The following is a 17887-nucleotide window of genomic DNA, read 5'->3' as shown; positions in this document are numbered from 1 at the left end:
CCTCGTCGCAGTCAATAGCGAAAAAAAACCGGCGCCCGGTGCGCCGGTTTTTCTTTGTCCGTGCCTGGGGGTCAGCCCCGCTCGAATACAGCGATCGACTCCACGTGGGACGTGTGCGGGAACATGTTCACCACGCCCGCCCCCGCAAGCCGATAGCCGGCCTCGTGCACCAGCAAACCCGCATCGCGCGCCAAGGTGGACGGATTGCACGACACATAGACGATCCGCTTCGGCAGGAGGTCGGCCGCATCGGCGCCGCGTTGCGACAACTCGGCCAGCGCCTTGGACACCGCCAGCGCCCCCTCCCGAGGCGGGTCGATCAGCCAGCGATCAAACTTGCCCAGCGCAGCGATATCATCGGCCGTCACTTCGAACAGGTTGCGGCAGGCAAATGAGGTCTTCGCGTCCAAACCGTTGTGTTTGGCGTTGGCCAGAGCGCGGGTGGTCAGGGCTTCGCTGCCTTCGATGCCCATGACCTCGCGGGCGCGCGTGGCCATCGGGAGCGTGAAATTTCCGATCCCGCAGAAGAGGTCGAGCAGCCGATCCCCAGGCTGCGCGTCGAGCAGTTTCAACGCCCGCGACATCAGCACCCGGTTGATCTGGTGATTGACCTGCGTGAAATCCGTCGGCTTGAACGGCATCGTGATACCGAACTCCGGCAGCGTGTACGTCAGCGCGCGATCCAGCGGATAGAACGGGTAGACCGTGTCAGGGCCCTTCGGCTGCAGCCAGAACTGGACGTTATGCCGGTCGGCAAAGGCACGCAGTTCGGCTTCGTCGGCGGACGTGAGTGGCTCCAGAACGCGCAGCACCAGCGCGGTCACATCCTGCCCGACCGCCAGCTCGATCTGGGGCATGCGCTGGACGATGGACAAGCGCCCCACCAGTTCGCGCAACGGCACCAGCAGCGCCGAGACGTGCGGCGGCAGAATCTCGCACGACGTCATGTCAGCCACATAGCTGCTCTTGCGCTCATGAAACCCCACCAGCACGCCGCCTTTGGCGGCAACGTGGCGCACCGTCAGACGCGCACGATAGCGATAGCCCCAATCCGGTCCGGCAATCGGCCGGAAGACAACGTCCGGACGCAGCTTGGCCAGGTGCCACAGATCGTCCTCAAGCACGCGCTGTTTGATGGCGACCTGCGCGCGCGCGTCCAGATGCTGCATCGAGCAACCGCCGCACACGCCAAAGAACTGGCATTGCGGCGTCACGCGCGTCGGCGATGCGCGCAGAATGCTCACCACGCTCGCCTGCTCGTACGACGGCTTCACGCGATGGCTGCGGTACGTTACCTGCTCGCCCGGCAGCGCGCCCTCTACGAACACGACCTTGCCGGGCGTGCCGTCTTCATTGGCCAGACGTCCGATGCCCCGCGCCTCGTTGTCCAGCGAGACGACGTCCAGCGGGCCAGCCACCGGCATATCGGGCTTCCTTCGGCCACGCGGCGCCTTGGCGGGCGCACCGGTTGCCGGATCAGGAGACGAAGGCGTGACGTTGGGTGCAGCTTGAGACACGGGCGAGCCTGGGCGGATAAAAGGACAAGGGCGGCATTGTAAGATACCGGAGGACACCATGAGCACCGTCATCCTGACGTGGAACATCCAGTGGGGCCGCGGCGTGGACGGGCATGTCGATCTTGCGCGCCAGTTGGACGAGGCTCACCGCATGAGCCGCTTTGACGTCCTATGCCTGCAGGAACTGACATCCGGGTTCACCGCCCTGCCCGGCCAGCCGGGTCCGGATCAATGGGGCGAGCTCACGGATGCGTTGGGCAGGGAGTACAGCGTCATCGGCGGCTTCGCCCTGGAGCGGCACGACGGCCAGCACGTGCAACGCTTCGGCAACGCGATCGCTTCCCGCCTGCCGGTGCTCCACGTCGTCCGGCACGCGCTGCCTTGCCCGCCCGACGCTACGCCGTTCATGCCCCGCATGGCCATCGAGACGATCCTGCTAGCACCTTTCGGTCCGTTGCGCATCGTGACTACGCACCTGGAGTACTACTCCGAGCTTCAGCGCCTGGCACAGGTTGATGCGCTGCGCGCCGTTCACGCCGAGGGCTGCGCGCGCGCAAGCGAGGCGCAGCAGCTCGGCCCCGAGTCGGCCATCGGCCCGTTCCGCCCGCTGGCACAAACCATGTCGACCGTCATCTGCGGCGATTTCAACTGCAAACCGGATTCCACCCCCAAGCGGCTCGCCACCGTGCCGCTCACACAAGCGCCAGCGTTGCATGACGCCTGGGAAATTGCCCATGGCGCGACACCGCAACCGCCCACCTTCGGCGTCTACGATCGCACCGGCTGGACGGAACCGGCCTACGCATGCGATTTCATGCTGATCAGCGACCCGCTGAAGGCGCGCGTGCTGCGCGTTGAGGTCAATAGCGCCACACGGGCATCAGACCACCAGCCGATGCTGCTGGAGCTGCGAAACGATTGAGGGAGAGAGAGGCGGTCTTACAGCACCGCGTCTTTGCGCACGCCCTGCGAGGCGAAGTGGCGCTTGAGCTTGACCAGCGCTTCTTGCTGGATCTGGCGCACGCGTTCGCGGGTCAGCCCCATTTCAGCGGCGAGCTCTTCCAGCGTGGCGGGCTCGATATGGTTCAGGCCGAAGCGGCGCTCCACCACATAGCGATGCTTGTCGGAGAGGCGAGCCAGCCACGACTTCATCAGCTGCGACAACTCGCGATGCGCGACTTCCTGGTCCGGCGACGCGCCGTGTTCGTCCGACAGAAAGTCGAGCAGGCTGGTGCCAGGATCGAGGTCAAACGGCGTATCCAGCGAAGTCGTGTGCTCGTTGAGGGACAGCACATCCTGGACTTCTTCCGTCGTCTTGCCGAGCAGGTGGGCGATATCTTCAAGGCTCGCGTCGCGGCCGTCGATCCCGCCCTTCTCAAGATGGCGCTTGGCGCGCAGCACCTGGTTGAGTTCGCGGATCACGTGCACCGGCAAGCGGACGGTGCGCGCCTGGTTCATGATCGCGCGCTCGATGCTCTGGCGGATCCACCATGTCGCGTAGGTCGAAAAGCGGAAACCGCGTTCCGGATCGAACTTCTCGATGGCATGCATCAAGCCGAGGTTGCCCTCTTCGATCAGGTCGAGAAGCGGAACGCCGCGGTTCAGATAACCCTTTGCAATGCTCACGACCAAGCGCAGATTGCGCTCGATCATGACCTGGCGGGCGGTGAACTCGCCAGCCTTGGCCAGCGTCGAGAAATGGAGTTCCTCGGCCGGCGTCAGCAGCGGCTTGATGCTGATGCGATTCAGGTAGTGCTGGACCGTGTCAGCAGCCAGCTCTGCCTGCAGCACCTTGCGGAAATCCTCTTCCGGCGCCGCCTCCTCGGCTTCGCCAGACTCTTCCTCGTCTTCCTCGGGCTCGTCGATGCTGTCGGACACATCGGCAAGGTCGGCCGATTCAGCGCCAGGCGCCTCGTCGACCAGCGTCTCGGCGACTTCAATGTCTTCCGTCGGAGGTTGCGCCGCACCGCGAGCACGCCGCCCCCCGCGCCCGTTACGGGTGCTTTGGCCCTCTACAGCATCGACGTTTTCATCGACGGGGGTGGCGGGCGTGGCGGCTTTCTGGCGCGGCATGCATTCCTCTATTGAGGCGGAAGGAAACGCATCGGATCGACCGGCTTGCCGTTGCGGCGCACTTCAAAGTGAAGTTTCACGCGGTCCGCATCGGTACTGCCCATTTCAGCGATCTTCTGCCCTTTCTTGACCGTGGATTGCTCGGTGACCAGAACCTTGTCGTTGTTGCCGTAGGCGGTCAGGAACGTGTCGTTGTGTTTGATGATGACAAGATTCCCGTACCCACGCAAGGGTCCAACGTGGATCACTTTTCCGTCGCCGGCAGCGAGCACCGGATCACCCCGCTTGCCGCCGATGTCGATGCCCTTGTTGGCCTTGTCGTCGAAGCGGTTGACGAGCGGACCGTGCGCCGGCCATACCAATGCGATGGGGCTGTCGCTTGCCCCGGCAGCAGGCGGGCTCGACGTGGCCGGCGGCGGCGTGACCGGGCCCGAGTCGCTCGGTTGCGTGGTCGTGGTACCCGGGCGGACCGGCGTGACCACGGCGCCCGTGCTGCTCACGTCGGCATTGGGCGGCACCACGCGAATCAGCTGATCGACCTCGATCTGGTTGGGATTCGCGATGTTGTTCCATGCGACAAGATCGCGCGGGGCCTGGCCATTGCGCAGGGCGATGCTGTACAGCGTGTCGCCGCGTTTGACGCGGTAGTAGCCGGGAGGCGGCGGCTCCTGCGATGCGGCGCCGCTGGTGCCGGCACGCGAAGTGCGGTCGAGGACAGGGGCTTGATTGCCGGAGGATGCGCAAGCCGCCAGCAGTGCGGCCGACACCATCGCCACAGCGAGCCGGCCGGCGCGTGCGGGGCTTGGACGGTTCATGGAGCTCCGGGAAGTGAACATGCTAAACAGTTCCTGATTTTAACGGGACAAAGAAAACGCCTTCAAGCGCGGTACTGTGAAACTGGAAGCGGCTGCGGCGCTCGATGAGTATGAGTTGCTGCGCGGGGCCGCCATTGCGCTCAGTTGCCACCGGCGCGATCAGGCGGCCGCCGACAGCGAGCTGGTCGAGCAGCGCCTGCGGCACCTCCAACCCCGCCGCGGCCAGGATGATGGCGTCAAACGGCGCGGCCTTCGGCAGCCCCAGCATGCCGTCGCCGTAATGCAGACGGATGTTTGGCACACGGAGTGGTCGCAAGTTCGCTTTGGCTCTTTCGTGCAGCGGTCGGACGCGTTCGATCGAGTAGACCTCGTCGGCCAGTTGCGCGAGCACCGCGGCCTGATAACCGCAGCCGGTTCCGACTTCGAGCACCCGTGCCAGCGGTGCGCCGTCGCGCCGGGGCCGCTCGCGCACCAGCAGCTCAATCATCCGGCCGACCACCGAAGGCTTCGAGATCGTTTGCTGATGCCCGATCGGCAAGGCGGAATCCTCATACGCCTGAGACGCCAGACCGGCATCGACGAACAGGTGCCGGGGCACCGTGCCGATGGCGGCAAGCACGCGTGCATCGGTCACGCCGCCGGCACGAACGCGGCCGACCAGCGCCTGCCGCGCGCGATCCGACGCCATCCCCCCCGCCGCTGCATTCGCGGCTTGAGTGCGCGCCTGCACCGCACTGGCGGCGACCGCACCGACCACCGCATCCACGCCCGCCACGCGTTGGGGCGCAGGCGACGGTGCCTGCGGCGCCCGCTCGGCCGACACCGTACGTGCCGGCGCCGGTCGCGATCCGGCATTCGACATGGCGCTCACGCCGGAGGAGATCCGCGTCTCGCGCTGACGGCCCGCAGGCTTGCGTTCGACGACGGCGTCGAGCGTCAACGGAAAGCGCCGATCACGCGGGCGTTCAGACATGGGGCACCGTCTCTCTCAGGGCGTCTGCCAGCGGCGCACGCTGCGCAGCTGCGCCGTATCGGTCAGATCGAGCTGCAGCGGCGTCAACGAAACGAACCCGTGGGCAACGGCATGGAAATCGGTGCCTTCGCTGGCATCCTTGGCGTCGCCGGCGGCGCCCACCCAGTAAATGGGCTCACCGCGCGGGTTGGCTTGCCGGATCACCGGCTGCGACTGGTGCCGCTTACCCAGGCGCGTCGCGCGCCAGCCTGCCAGCTCGCCGTACGGTACGTTGGGAATGTTGACATTGAGCAGGACCGATCCCTCCAGCGGGTCGGAGAGATATCGCTCGACGACTTCACGCGCGACGCGCTCGGCGGCATCGAGATGTGTCCATCCCTTGTCGACCTGCGAAAACGCGATCGACGGGATGCCAAACAGATAACCCTCGATGGCGGCCGCGACGGTGCCGGAGTACAGCACGTCTTCGCCCATGTTCTGGCCCTGGTTGATGCCGGACACCACCAGGTCGGGCTTCTCTTCGATCATGCCGGTGAGCGCGATGTGCACGCAGTCCGTCGGCGTGCCGTTGACGAAGCGGAAGCCCTTCTGCGCGCCTTCGGTCGCTTCAAACACCGAGAGCGGCCGCTGCAGCGTGAGCGAGTTGGATGCGCCGCTATGGTTCTGTTCCGGCGCCACCACGGTCACGCGGCCCAGCGGACGAAGCGCGCGGGCGAGCGCCGCGAGACCAGGCGCGAGGTAACCGTCGTCATTGGCAATGAGAATATGCATGGCGCGGATTGTAACCGAGCGGCGTGCGTGGTTCGCGCTCCGGGAACGTTGTACACATCCGCAAAAATGCATCTGCACGCCGAGTCGGCAGGCGCCCCGATCAAATCGAACGATCGTGCTTTTATTCGGTTACACTGCCAGACGGAATCGCGTGCGATGCATGCGAGATGGCGAACAATCCAACGCAAGACTGTCGAGGAGACACTCATGAAAGCCGTCGTCTGCAAGACCTGGGGCCCGCCCGAATCGCTGGTCATTGAAACCCTGCCCGATCTCACGCCGGGCGCCGGAGAGGTCGTCATCGATGTGAAGGCCGCGGGAGTGAATTTTCCCGACGTGCTGATCATCCAGAACAAGTACCAGTTCAAGCCCGAACTGCCCTTCACGCCGGGCTCTGAGGTCGCGGGCGTGGTGCATTCGGTGGGCGAAGGCGTGTCGCATGTGAAGGCCGGCGACCATGTGATCGCCTTCCTGGGCCAGGGCGCGTTTGCTTCGCAGGTGAAGGCGTCGGCCAAGGTCGTCATGCCGATGCCGCCCGGCATGGCGTTCGACACCGCTGCCGCCTTCACCCTGACCTATGGCACGTCGCACCACGCCGTGGTGGACCGCGGGCAGTTGAAGGCCGGCGAAACGATGCTGGTGCTGGGCGCCGCCGGCGGCGTCGGACTGGCCGCCATCGAGATCGGCAAGGCCATCGGCGCACGCGTGATCGCCGCGGCATCGAGCGACGAAAAGCTCGCCGTGTGCAAAGAGCACGGCGCCGATGAACTCATCAACTATTCGACAGAAGACCTGCGCGAGCGCATCAAGGCACTGACCGACGGCAAGGGCCCCGACGTGATCTACGACCCGGTCGGCGGCATCTATGCGGAGCCGGCGTTCCGCTCCATCGCCTGGCGCGGCCGCTATCTCGTGGTCGGCTTTGCGAACGGCGAGATTCCGAAGATGCCGCTGAACCTGGCGTTGCTCAAGGGCGCATCGCTGGTGGGCGTGTTCTGGGGTGAATTCGCGCGCCGCGAGCCGAAGGCGAATCTGGCCAACATGACGCAGATGCTCGGGTGGATGGGCGAAGGCAAGATCCGCCCGCACATCTCGGCGCGCTACCCGCTGGAGCAGACCACGCAGGCGCTGCTCGACATGGCGGCGCGCAAGGTGACAGGCAAGGTCGTGATCCAACCCTGAGCGTTCGCACCGCAGACGGAACAAGGGCCGCGCTGGGTTCGTTGCCCAGCGCGGTTTTGTCTTTGCGGCGATACCGGATCAGGCGGCTTCTTCCAGCGTGGGGTAATCGGTGTAGCCCTTTTCCCGACCGCCGTAGAAGGTCGAGCGGTCCGGCTTGTTGAGCTCCGCACCGGCGCGGAAGCGTGCGACCAGATCGGGGTTGGCGATGAACGGCCGGCCAAATGCCACCGCATCGGCCAGGCCGGAAGCGATCATCTGCTCGCCCTCTTGCGCGGTGTAGTTGCCGCAAACGATGAGCGTTCCCTTGAACGCATCGCGCAACTGGCGACGGAAGTCGGTGGACAGCTCGGGGCCGCCTGCCCAGTCGGGCTCGGCGATGTGCAGATAAGCGATGCCGCGCTTGGTAAGTTCGCGCGCGAGATACAGGGCGCTGGCCTCGGCTTGCGCATCGGCGATGTCATGCGCGACAAAGTGCGGCGACAGGCGAATGCCCACGCGATCGGCGCCGATTTCCGCGATGGCGGTGTCGACCACTTCGAGGATCAGCCGCGCGCGGTTCTCGAGTGAGCCGCCGTACTGATCGGTGCGCTGGTTGCTGTTGGTCGACAGGAACTGATGAAGCAGGTAGCCGTTGGCGGCATGGATTTCGACGAAATCGAAACCCACGCGCCGCGCGCGCAGCACAGCCTGACGGTACTGGGCAATGATGCCCGGGATCTCTTCCGTGGCCAGGGCGCGGGGCTCGCTGGTCTGCACGTTGGCGGCTGTGCCGTCGGGCTGCACAACGAAGCTCTGGGCGCCTTTGGCGACAATGGCCGACGGCGCGACCGGCGCCTGCCCGTTCTCCTGCAGCAGCGTGTGCGAAATGCGGCCCACGTGCCAAAGCTGCTGTGAAATGCGGCCGCCCTTGGCGTGCACGGCGTCCACCACCGCCTTCCAGCCGGCTTCCTGCGCGTCGGTGTACATGCCGGGCGTCCAGGCATAGCCCTGGCCCTGGCGGGAAATCTGCGTCGCTTCCGTTACGATGAGGCCGGCCGTGGCGCGCTGCGCGTAGTACGTCACGTTCAACTCGGTGGGCACATCGCCAGGCTGGCCTGCGCGGGACCGCGTGAGCGGCGCCATCACGACGCGATTGGCCAGGGTCGTGCGACCGACCTGGATGGGGGACAGCAATTGTTGAGGCATCTCGGCTCCTACAAAAAGGACAGCAGGGTTTGACTATTCGACCGGTCATCTAGAACCGGACGTTTAAAAAAGCGAGGAACGTGCCTCGCGATCAATGCGTCGGGGGCGCCAGCAGTGCTTCGGTCTGCGCCAGGCAACTCCTGAAGGGGGACGTGGACCGGTGAGCCTTTGCCTGAAGCGCGCCGCCCATCCACATGCCGTACAGGCTCTCGGCCAGTGCATGCGCATCGGCCACGGGCGGGAGCGAGCCATCGGCCACACCGGCGCAGATGACCGCCTCGATCCGCGCGACCATGCGCTTCATGCCCGCGGAGAGCACCTTGCGCATCGGCTCCGACAGATCCGACACCTCACCGGAAAGCTTGACGGCCAGGCAGGTGAGTTCACACGCACTGCGCTCGTGCAAGTCGATCCAGGCGGTGAAGTAGCGCAGGAGGCGTTCGCGTGCAGTCAGCCGCGTGTCGTTGAAGAGGCTGACGACACCCGCGTCGTAATCCTGGAAGTAACGCTCGAGCATCGCCGCGCCAAAGTCTTCCTTCGACGCGAAGTAGTAATAGAACGAGCCCTTGGGCACCTGGGCACGCCCGAGGATCTCCGCCAGCCCGACCGCCGAGAACCCGCGGCCGAGGATCAGCTCGGCGCCGGCGGCCAGAATGCGGTCGCGCGTGTCGTGCCGGGCTTCGGCGCCTTCTGCGGTGGCGGGTTCAGGGTGCTTGCTCATGATGGGTTGGATTATAGTAGACCGACCGTCTAGCTGCATGACCCTGCTTTCTGCAGGGTCGATGGGATGTGCGGACGGTCAGAGTTTTTCGGTCTCGCCCGTCTTCGGCTGCCAGCGCATCAGGCGTTTTTCCACCAGGCCCACCAGCCAGTCGAGCACGAGCGCAAATACGGTCAGCACGACGATGCCCGCAAATACGGTGTTGATGTCGAACGTGCCCTCGGCCTGAAGAATGAGATAGCCCACGCCGCGCGCCGAGCCGAGGTACTCGCCCACCACCGCACCCACAAACGCGAGGCCCACCGACGTATGCAGGGACGAGAACACCCAGCTCGTGGCACTCGGCAGATAGACGAAACGCAGCAGCTGCCGCTGCGACGCTCCGAGCATGCGTGCGTTGGCCAGCACCACCGGGCTCACCTCCTTCACGCCCTGGTAGACGTTGAAGAAGACGATGAAGAACACCAGCGTCACCGCCAGCGCCACCTTTGACCAGATGCCCAAGCCGAACCACACGCCGAAGATCGGCGCCAGTATCACGCGCGGCATCGAATTGGCAGCCTTGATGTACGGGTCCAGCACGGCAGACGCCGCCGGGCTCAGAGCCAGCCAGAGCCCTGCGCCGAGGCCTGTCGCCGTGCCGATGGCGAAGGCCAGCACCGTCTCGGCCAGCGTCACGCCGAGGTGCAGGTAGATATCGCCCTCGGTCACGAACCACGCCCAGATGCGCTGGGCCACGATGATCGGCTCGCCAAAGAAGAACGCGACCTGTTGCGAACGCGTAGCGAAATGCCAGACAGCCAGCGTGGCGACCAGCAGGCCAAGCTGCCACGCACGCAGCGAGAAAGAGGAAAGCGGACGATTTGCCATGAGTACGATCGATCGGATTCGGTTCACGCCACGCGGCGATGCTGCGCGTAGCCCTTGAGCACTTCTTCACGCAGCACATCCCAGATGCGCGCGTGCAGGTCGACAAAACCCGCCTGGTCGCGAATCTCTGCCACGTCGCGCGGGCGCGGCAGATCGATCACGAATTCGCCAATCGGATGCGTACCAGGCCCTGCGGCCAGCACGACGACGCGGTCGCTCATCGCAATCGCCTCGTCCAGATCGTGCGTGATGAACAGCACCGCCTTGCGCTTGGCGGCCCAGAGGTCCAGCACCTCGTTCTCCATCAATTGGCGCGTCTGGATGTCGAGCGCGGAGAACGGCTCGTCCATGAGGATGATGTCGGGGTCGAGTACGAGCGTCTGCGCCAGGCTCACGCGCTTGCGCATGCCCCCCGACAGTTGATGCGGATAACGGTCTTCAAACCCGCCCAGGCCGACGCGTGCCAGCCATGACATCGCCAGATCGCGTGCTTCCTTGTCCGGGGTGCCGCGAAATTCCAGCCCCGCCAGCACGTTGTCGAGCGCGCTGCGCCAAGGCATCAGGGCCTCGGACTGGAACATGTAGCCCGCGCGGCGGTTGATACCGACCAGCGGCTCGCCAAACACGCGCACCTGCCCGGACGACGGCTGCAGCAGCCCCGCCGCGAGATTCAGCAACGTGGATTTGCCGCAACCGGTGGGTCCGACGACGGAGACGAACTCGCCGGCCTCCACATCGAGCGTGGTGTCCTTGACGGCGGTGTAGCGCTGGCCCGGTTTGTCGGGTGAGATGAAGGTGCAGGTGATCCGATCGAACGAAAGCGCTGGATGGGACATGATGTGTGGTCCAAAAACAATGCGCCCGGCAGAAACCGGGCGCGTTGCCGAAAGCCTGTGAGGCTTACTTGTACTTGGCGTTGGCCTTCTGCACGAAGGCGTTGGTGAAGGTCTGGTCAAGTTTGATCGCCTTGCCCTTCACCTCTGCATCGAATTCGGACAACGTGCGCAGCGCCGTCGCGGGGCCGTCGGCAGGCATCGTGCCGTCGGGCGAGATGGCCTCGCGCACCTTGTCCCACGCTGCCAGATACAGCGCGCGGTCACCCAGCAGGTACGACTCCGGTACGGTCTTGACGATGTCCGACGGGCCCGCCTTCTGCAGCCACTTGAGCGCCCGCACCATGGCGTTGGTCAGCGCCTGCGTGGTGTTGGGGTTTTTCTGGATGAACGCGGTGGACGCATACAGGCAGCCTGCCGGCATGTTGCCGCCGAACACCGCCTTGGTGTCCGCCAGCGTGCGGGTATCGGACACCACGCGCACCTCGTTCTTCTGCGTGAGCATCGACATGACCGGGTCCAGGTTCGCCAGCGCGTCGATCTGGCCGGCGCGCACGGCGGCGATGGCGCCGTTGCTTGCCCCCACGCCGATGATCGACACCTCGTTCGGCTTGATGCCGGCGCGCGCCAGCACGTAATTCACCATGATGTTGGTCGACGAGCCCGGTGCCGTCACGCCGATCTTCTTGCCCTTCAGGTCAACAATCGACTTGTAGTTGGGCATGGTCTTGTTGTTGACCGCCAGCACGATCTGCGGGGCGCGACCCTGCAGCACGAATTCCTGGTACGCCTGGCCCTTGGCCTGCAGCACCAGCGTGTGCTCATACGCGCCGCTCACCACATCGGCGCTGCCGCCAACCACCGCCTGCAACGCCTTCGCGCCGCCGGCAAAGTCGACGATCTCCACGTCCAGGCCTTCATCCTTGAAGTAGCCGAGGCGTTCGGCGATCGTCAGCGGCAGGTAGTAGAACAACGCCTTGCCGCCCACCGCGATGGTGACCTTGCTCCTCTCAGGCTTGCCCTGCGCCAGGACGGCGGGGCTGGCTGCCAGCAGGCTCGCTGCGCACCACGCCGCGCCAATCCACTTCGTCCAACGGCCGATGCCTCGTGTCCCCATGCTCGTCTCCTGTTCTGCGGCGTTCACTGCCCTGGCGGCGATATTACCGTAATGGCTTGCAACCCAATATGCGGGATCGTCCTAGCTGTTTAACCGTTCGCCTCAGCCACGATGCCTTGCGAGACCAGCGCGTCGATCTGCGCGTCGGTCAGGCCGTGGCCGCGCAGCACGTCGCGCGTGTGCTGGCCCAGGCGCGGAGCGCTGGCCTGCACGACCCCTGGCGTCGCCGAGAGCTTCGGGACGACCCCAGGCATTTCGACGTCGATGCCGGACTGCGTGCGCACAGTCTCGATCACGCCACGTGCGCGGTAATGCGGGTCGGCGGCAATGTCGGCGACGGTGTAGATCGGGCCACTCGGCACCTCGGCCTCATGCAGCGCGGCGAGGACGTCGCCGATGGCCAATGTGGCCGTCCAGGCGTTGATGGCGGCATCGATCTCCTCGGCGCGCGCGGCACGGCCGTCGTTGCGGGCAAGGGAAGGATCGTCAGCGAGATCAGGCCGCCCCATCTTGAGCATCAGGCGGCGGAAGATGTTGTCGCCATTGGCGGCGATCAGCACGTACTCCCCGCCGGCACAGCGATACGCGTTGGACGGCGCAATGCCCGGCAGCGCGCCGCCTGCGGGCTGGCGGATGGCGCCGAAGACCGAATACTCGGGCAGCAGGCTCTCGGTCAGATTGAAGACCGACTCGTACAGGGCCACGTCGATCATCTGCCCCTTGCCGCCGCGCGCGTCACGCTCGTACAGGGCCAGCAGCACCCCCAGCGCACCATGCAGGCCGGCGATCGTGTCGCCCAATGACAGGCCGGCACGTGAGGGCGGGCGGCCCGGCTCGCCGGTCAGGTAGCGCAGGCCTGCCATGGCCTCGGCAATCGCGGCAAACCCGGGCTCGTCGCGCTTCGGTCCGGTCTGGCCGTAGCCCGACACGCGCAGCATGATGAGCTTCGGGTTGATGGCGGACAGCGCTTCGTACGACAGCCCCCACTTCTCCATCGTGCCGGGGCGGAAGTTCTCGATGAGCACGTCGGCCTCTGCGGCGAGCTTGCGCACCACGTCCTGCCCCTGCGGCACGCGCAGGTCCACGCAGACGGACTGCTTGTTGCGCGACTGCGCTTCCCACCAGACCGAGGTGCCCTCATGCAGCATCCGCCATTTTCGCAGCGGATCGCCCTGCCCCGGCGGCTCGATCTTGATGACCTGCGCGCCAAAATCGGCGAGCGTCTTGGCGGCGAACGGCCCGGCGATGAGTTGCCCGAGTTCCAGCACGCGGATGTTCTGCAAAACCTGAGTCGACATGGATCGGTATGGAAAGCGTTGAATTCAGAGCGCAGCAGGGTTGCCGAGCAGATGCGTCATCAGAAGACGCGCGGAACTGGTCAGCGCACCGGGGTCGCGCACGCCCACGAGCAGACGGCGATGCGCCCATTCGTCCTGCAGCGGCACCAGCGCGAGGCCCGCGCCCGGCAGGCTCGACACGTGCCCCTGCGCGGCAATGCGCGGCAGCACGCCCACGCCCAGCCCGGAGGCGACCATGCGGCAGACGGCCTCAAAGCTGCGCACCTGGATGCGCAGGCGCAGCGGCTTGCCCATGCGCTGGCTTTCCTCCAGCAATTGCGCCGCGAGCGACGTGCCGGGCGGCAGGCTGACGAAATCGAAGTCCACCGCATCGGCAAAATGCACGTGCTTGCGGCCGGCCAGCGGATGGTTGCGCGGCGTCACGAGGGCGAGGTCGTCCTCGCGGTAGTCGAACCATTGCAGCCCCTCGCATGGCGTGCCGGCCGCGAAGATGCCAAGGTCTGCGCGGTTCTCGCGCAGCGCCGCGACGATATCGCCGCTGTCCTGCTCCTCCAGCGCGATGCGAATGGCGGGGTTGGCCAGCATGAAGGCAGCCAGGTCGTCGGCCAGGAACTGCGTGATCGAGGAGGTATTGGCCCACACGCGCACCAGCCCGCGCGTGCCAGCCGCAAAGTCCGACAGCGCGCCCGCCATGCGCTCGACGTCCTGGAGGATGCCCACGGCATGGCGGAAGCACGCCTGGCCGGCCTCGGTCAGCTCCACGCCCGCTGCGTGGCGATACAGCAGCGGCGCGCCCACGGCCGCTTCGAGGTCGGAAATCCGCTTGCTGGCCGCCGCTACCGCCAGATGCGACTGCCGTGCGCCGGCCGAGATACTGCCCAGCCGGGCCACCGCCACAAACAGGCCGAGGGTGACGAGATCAAAGCGGGCGAGGTTCATCGTGGGAGCTGGAGGTGGAAAAGATGCAACATCAGACGTCAGATCGCGGCACGTTCCATGCTGTTTCATGCGGCCGTCACCCGCCCGTGGTTAACATGGCGGACTTTGGCCGTTCACAGACCGTCTGATTGCAGAAGGATTCTAACGGCGTTCTCACCGCTTCCTGCCATGCTGCTGTTCCCATCACGCCTGCTTTGCCTGACCGCCCTGCCCACCTTGATGCTCTGCGCCAGCCCGGCCTTTGCGGACGACGACGCAACGCATTGGGCGATCAGCGATCCGGACCGTTTCGCCGTGCATGGCCAGGCCACGTACGTGTGGCAGCACGACCTGTCGTTCCATTCGCCGTACAGCGGCCCCAACAGCCTGTCGGGCCGATCGACTGCCAGCTATTCGGTCACGACCACGCTCGACCTCGGCATGCGCCTGTGGAAGGGCGCGGACGTCCACATCAACCCGGAAATCGCGTTCGGACAGCCTTTCTCCGGCCTGCACGGGCTGGCCGGCTTCAGCAACGGCGAGCTGGCCAAGACGGCCGGGCCCGACCCGACCGTGTATCGGGCACGCGCGTTCTTCCGCCAGACCGTGGGCCTGGGCGGCGGCAGCGAAGACCAAGAGCCCGACATGAACCAGTTTGCCGGCCCCGTCGACAAGCGGCGGCTCGTCTTCACGGCAGGCAATTTCTCGGTGCTCGATGTATTCGACAGCGTGACGTACGCCCATGACCCGCGCACGCAGTTCCTGAACTGGTCGTTCCTTACGCATGGCGCGTTCGACTATGCCGCAGACGCCCGTGGCTACACCTGGGGCGCCGCGCTGGAGTATTACGACGGCGACTGGGCCTACCGCCTGGGCCGCTTCATCCAGCCGGCCGAATCGAACGGCCTGGCGCTCGATACGCGTATCGGCCGGCACTACGGCGACGTCTTCGAAGTGGAACGCAGCCACACGCTGGCCGGGCAGCCGGGCAAGCTGCGCGTCATGCTCTTCCGCAACAAGGCCGACATGGCGCGCTATGACGACGCCATCGCCCTTGGCCAATCGACCGGCAGCGCACCGGACGTCAACCTCGTGCGGCGCGGGCACGCCAAGGTCGGCATCGGCGTCGGCGCCGAACAGCAGATCAACGACGACATCGGCGTATTCGCACGTGCGTCGTGGGCGGATGGCAAAACGGAAACCTATGCGTTTACGGAAATCGACCGCTCGGTGTCATTCGGCACACTGGTCAAAGGCAGCAAGTAGGGCCGCACGGACGATACGGTCGGCGTAGCGGCCGCCATCAACATGCTGTCGCCGGATCATCGCCGCTACCTGCAGCGAGGCGGCATGGGCGTCTTTCTGGGCGATGGCAAGCTGAACTACGCGCCCGAGCAGATCGTCGAGGCGTTCTACAGCTTCCAGGCGGCCAAGCACCTGTGGATCAGCGCCGACGTGCAGTGGATCCGCAACCCCGGCTACAACGCGGACCGCGGCCCGGCGGTCTTCTTCGGCACGCGCCTGCATACCGAATTCTGACGGCCGGGCGTCAGCCTAGAGCTGGCGCCGATCCAGCACCGCGCGGGCGATGGTGCCCGCATCCACATATTCGAGTTCACCACCGACAGGCACGCCGCGCGCCAGCCGCGTCGCCCTGATGCCGCGCGCCTTGAGCATCTCGCCGATGTAGTGCGCGGTGGCCTCGCCCTCGCTGGTGAAGTTCGTCGCGAGAATGACCTCGGAGCACGGACCGCCCAGCGCCGGGTCGGTCGCGCGGGCGAGCAGGCGTTCGAGATGGATTTCCTTGGGGCCGATGTTGTCCAGCGGCGAGAGCCGCCCCATCAGCACGAAATACTGTCCGCGATAGGTCAGTGTCTGCTCGATCATCATCTGGTCGGCAGGCGTTTCGACCACGCAGAGCAACGATGCATCGCGGCGCGGATCGAGGCAGGTCTCGCAGACTTCCTGCTCGGTAAAGGTGTTGCAGCGGCTGCAGTGGTGAATGGCCTCCGTTGCCTCGGCCAACGCCTGCGCCAGCCGCGAAGCCCCTTCGCGGTCATGCTGCAGGAGGTGGTAGGCCATGCGCTGCGCCGACTTCGGGCCCACGCCCGGCAGCACGCGCAAGGCTTCCACCAGCATCTGCAACGCCGAGGGCGTACCCGGACCCGCGCGCATCACGGATGCTCCGTCACGGCCGTGTAGTGCAGCACTTCCGGCATCGGCTCATAGAAGTGATGCAGCAGCGCGCGCCAGCGCTGGTACTCGGCGGACTGCCGGAAACCGACGGTGTGGTCTTCCAGTGTCTGCCACTGCACGAGCAACAGGTAGTCGCCCGGCTTTTCCAGGCAGCGCGACAGCGTGAGCGAAACAAAGCCCCGCATCGCGCCGATGATGTGGCGCGCCTCGTCAAAGGCCGCCTCGAAGGCAGCCTCCTGACCCGGTTTGACGTGCAGCAGCGCAGACTCCAGCACCATGGCGCAGCGGCTTAGAACGGCAGCTTGAAGCCCGGCGGCAGCATGCCCGCCATGCCGCCCAGGCCCGACGTGACGGAGCCCATTTTCTCCTGCGTGGTGGCCTCGGCCTTGCGCACGGCATCGTTGAAGGCGGCGGCAATCAGGTCTTCCAGCAGGTCCTTGTCTTCGCCCTCGGCCAGCAGGCTCGGGTCGATGGACACGCGCTTCACGTCGTTCTTGCAGGTCATCACCACCTTCACGAGGCCGGCGCCGGACACGCCTTCCACCTCGATCTGGCCGAGCTGTTCCTGCATCTTCTTCATGTTTTCCTGCATCTGCTGGGCCTGCTTCATCAGCCCGGCGATCTGGCCTTTCATCATGGTCGTTGCTCCTTGGAATGGGTCATGCAGGGCGTGCCGCTCGTGCAGGCGCGCCGGTGTTGGGTGTGGAATCCTGAATGCGGGTCAGTGCGCGTGCGGTTGAATCGAACCGGGGATCACCTGAGCGGCAAAATCCCGGACGAGCGCCTGCACGAACGGGTTGGCGGCAATCGCCTCTTCTGCGTCCCGCTGACGCTGGGCACGCTGCTCGGCGTCCACAGCGGCGGCGGTCGCGCGTGCGGCACCGATGTCGCACGCCACGCGCACGGGCGTACCGAAATGCTCGCTCAGCGCAGCCTCGAGCCGTTCGACGACACCGGCCTCGGTCAACGCAGGCAGGGGTACGCGCAGGCGCATCGTCGCGCCCTCCACGGCCACGAGTTCGCTTTGATACGCCAGCTGTTGGGCCAGGCCGCGCATCGGCAGGCGCGCGGCCAGCGCGGGCCAATTGCCATCGAATGCGGGCAGCCCGCTTGCGCTCAGATCCGGGGGCGTCGCCTCCGCCACGGGCTCCGCAACCTTGGCCCGGGCAGGAGCCGATACAACCGCCGGCGCCTGAATCTGCGCCGGACGTGCAGGCTCGGGCGTGCCGGGCCGCGCGCTGGAGGCCGCGTCCCAACCTGCAAAGGCCGCGTCGATGTCCTCCAGAGACGGCGACGCGAATTCGCCCGGCATCTCATCCCACGGCGGTGGGCCATCGTCGGCGGCTGGGGCCGCCGGGGCGGCCGGCGCGCGGGACTCACGGCGCGGTGGCGGCGATGCCGGTGCCGCGACGGGGTTC

Annotated in this window: 18 protein-coding genes and 1 pseudogene; 3 read left to right on the top strand and 16 right to left on the bottom strand. The window is 66.0% G+C overall.

Annotation, left to right across the window (positions count from 1 at the left end; genetic code table 11):
- Positions 1-71 precede the first annotated feature (71 nt).
- On the bottom strand, positions 72-1424 hold the full coding sequence (rlmD, locus tag KHN96_RS21850) for a 23S rRNA (uracil(1939)-C(5))-methyltransferase RlmD (protein WP_062739231.1): 1353 nt from the start codon (positions 1422-1424) through the stop codon (positions 72-74).
- Between the two features lie 151 nt (positions 1425-1575).
- Between rlmD and KHN96_RS21845 the strand changes: the two genes are divergently transcribed.
- On the top strand, positions 1576-2439 hold the full coding sequence (locus KHN96_RS21845; protein ID WP_062739232.1) for an endonuclease/exonuclease/phosphatase family protein: 864 nt from the start codon (positions 1576-1578) through the stop codon (positions 2437-2439).
- A 17-nt stretch (positions 2440-2456) separates the two neighbouring features.
- Here KHN96_RS21845 and rpoS read toward each other — a convergent pair whose 3' ends face one another.
- The 4 genes from rpoS to surE are packed head-to-tail and all read right to left on the bottom strand — an operon-like array spanning position 2457 to position 6149.
- Entirely contained in the window at positions 2457-3590 is a 1134-nt protein-coding gene (gene rpoS, locus KHN96_RS21840) for an RNA polymerase sigma factor RpoS (RefSeq protein ID WP_045786574.1), read from the bottom strand.
- 8 nt (positions 3591-3598) lie between these two features.
- On the bottom strand, positions 3599-4426 hold the full coding sequence (locus tag KHN96_RS21835; RefSeq protein WP_062739233.1) for a peptidoglycan DD-metalloendopeptidase family protein: 828 nt from the start codon (positions 4424-4426) through the stop codon (positions 3599-3601).
- Position 4427: 1 nt separating this feature from the next.
- The gene (locus KHN96_RS21830) at positions 4428-5378 is read right to left on the bottom strand and encodes a protein-L-isoaspartate(D-aspartate) O-methyltransferase (protein WP_062739234.1); all 951 of its coding nucleotides are present in this window, start codon (positions 5376-5378) and stop codon (positions 4428-4430) included.
- Positions 5379-5393: 15 nt separating this feature from the next.
- A complete protein-coding gene (gene surE, locus KHN96_RS21825) occupies positions 5394-6149 on the bottom strand; it encodes a 5'/3'-nucleotidase SurE (protein WP_045786571.1) in 756 nt (251 codons plus the stop codon).
- Between the two features lie 207 nt (positions 6150-6356).
- Here surE and KHN96_RS21820 point away from each other — a divergent pair, with 207 nt between their 5' ends.
- Positions 6357-7331: an NADPH:quinone oxidoreductase family protein gene (locus KHN96_RS21820; RefSeq protein WP_045786570.1), complete on the top strand. Its 975-nt coding sequence runs from the start codon at positions 6357-6359 to the stop codon at positions 7329-7331.
- A gap of 78 nt (positions 7332-7409) precedes the next feature.
- Here KHN96_RS21820 and KHN96_RS21815 read toward each other — a convergent pair whose 3' ends face one another.
- The 7 genes from KHN96_RS21815 to KHN96_RS21785 all read right to left on the bottom strand — a co-directional run bounded on the left by KHN96_RS21815 (position 7410) and on the right by KHN96_RS21785 (position 14294).
- On the bottom strand, positions 7410-8516 hold the full coding sequence (locus tag KHN96_RS21815; RefSeq protein WP_062739235.1) for an alkene reductase: 1107 nt from the start codon (positions 8514-8516) through the stop codon (positions 7410-7412).
- 91 nt (positions 8517-8607) lie between these two features.
- On the bottom strand, positions 8608-9237 hold the full coding sequence (locus tag KHN96_RS21810) for a TetR/AcrR family transcriptional regulator (protein ID WP_062739236.1): 630 nt from the start codon (positions 9235-9237) through the stop codon (positions 8608-8610).
- A gap of 78 nt (positions 9238-9315) precedes the next feature.
- Positions 9316-10107, bottom strand: a complete 792-nt coding sequence (locus KHN96_RS21805; protein WP_045786567.1) for an ABC transporter permease — start codon at positions 10105-10107, stop codon at positions 9316-9318.
- A 23-nt stretch (positions 10108-10130) separates the two neighbouring features.
- On the bottom strand, positions 10131-10943 hold the full coding sequence (locus tag KHN96_RS21800; protein ID WP_062739237.1) for an ABC transporter ATP-binding protein: 813 nt from the start codon (positions 10941-10943) through the stop codon (positions 10131-10133).
- A 64-nt stretch (positions 10944-11007) separates the two neighbouring features.
- A complete protein-coding gene (locus tag KHN96_RS21795) occupies positions 11008-12057 on the bottom strand; it encodes an ABC transporter substrate-binding protein (protein ID WP_062739238.1) in 1050 nt (349 codons plus the stop codon).
- 89 nt (positions 12058-12146) lie between these two features.
- The gene (locus tag KHN96_RS21790) at positions 12147-13355 is read right to left on the bottom strand and encodes a CaiB/BaiF CoA transferase family protein (RefSeq protein ID WP_045786564.1); all 1209 of its coding nucleotides are present in this window, start codon (positions 13353-13355) and stop codon (positions 12147-12149) included.
- A 24-nt stretch (positions 13356-13379) separates the two neighbouring features.
- Positions 13380-14294, bottom strand: a complete 915-nt coding sequence (locus tag KHN96_RS21785) for a LysR substrate-binding domain-containing protein (RefSeq protein WP_062739239.1) — start codon at positions 14292-14294, stop codon at positions 13380-13382.
- A gap of 57 nt (positions 14295-14351) precedes the next feature.
- On the opposite strand from KHN96_RS21785, the pseudogene KHN96_RS21780 reads away from it, so the two are divergent.
- Positions 14352-15812: pseudogene (locus KHN96_RS21780) on the top strand (carbohydrate porin).
- 15 nt (positions 15813-15827) lie between these two features.
- Here the strand turns inward: KHN96_RS21780 and recR are convergent.
- The 4 genes from recR to KHN96_RS21760 form a co-directional block, all read right to left on the bottom strand.
- A complete protein-coding gene (gene recR, locus KHN96_RS21775) occupies positions 15828-16448 on the bottom strand; it encodes a recombination mediator RecR (protein WP_045786561.1) in 621 nt (206 codons plus the stop codon).
- The gene (locus KHN96_RS21770; RefSeq protein ID WP_045786560.1) at positions 16448-16747 is read right to left on the bottom strand and encodes an antibiotic biosynthesis monooxygenase family protein; all 300 of its coding nucleotides are present in this window, start codon (positions 16745-16747) and stop codon (positions 16448-16450) included. Before KHN96_RS21770 ends, recR begins: the two co-directional genes overlap by 1 nt.
- A gap of 11 nt (positions 16748-16758) precedes the next feature.
- On the bottom strand, positions 16759-17106 hold the full coding sequence (locus KHN96_RS21765) for a YbaB/EbfC family nucleoid-associated protein (RefSeq protein WP_045786559.1): 348 nt from the start codon (positions 17104-17106) through the stop codon (positions 16759-16761).
- Positions 17107-17190: 84 nt separating this feature from the next.
- Positions 17191-17887, bottom strand: a 697-nt coding sequence (locus KHN96_RS21760) for a DNA polymerase III subunit gamma/tau C-terminal domain-containing protein (RefSeq protein ID WP_280519186.1), incomplete at its 5' end; no start/stop codon positions are given.

Origin of the sequence: Ralstonia mannitolilytica (genome assembly GCF_905397375.1) — a bacterium.
Lineage (GTDB): Bacteria > Pseudomonadota > Gammaproteobacteria > Burkholderiales > Burkholderiaceae > Ralstonia > Ralstonia mannitolilytica.
Note: the sequence above shows the minus strand (reverse complement) of the source record. Positions and strands in the feature narration are given on the sequence as shown.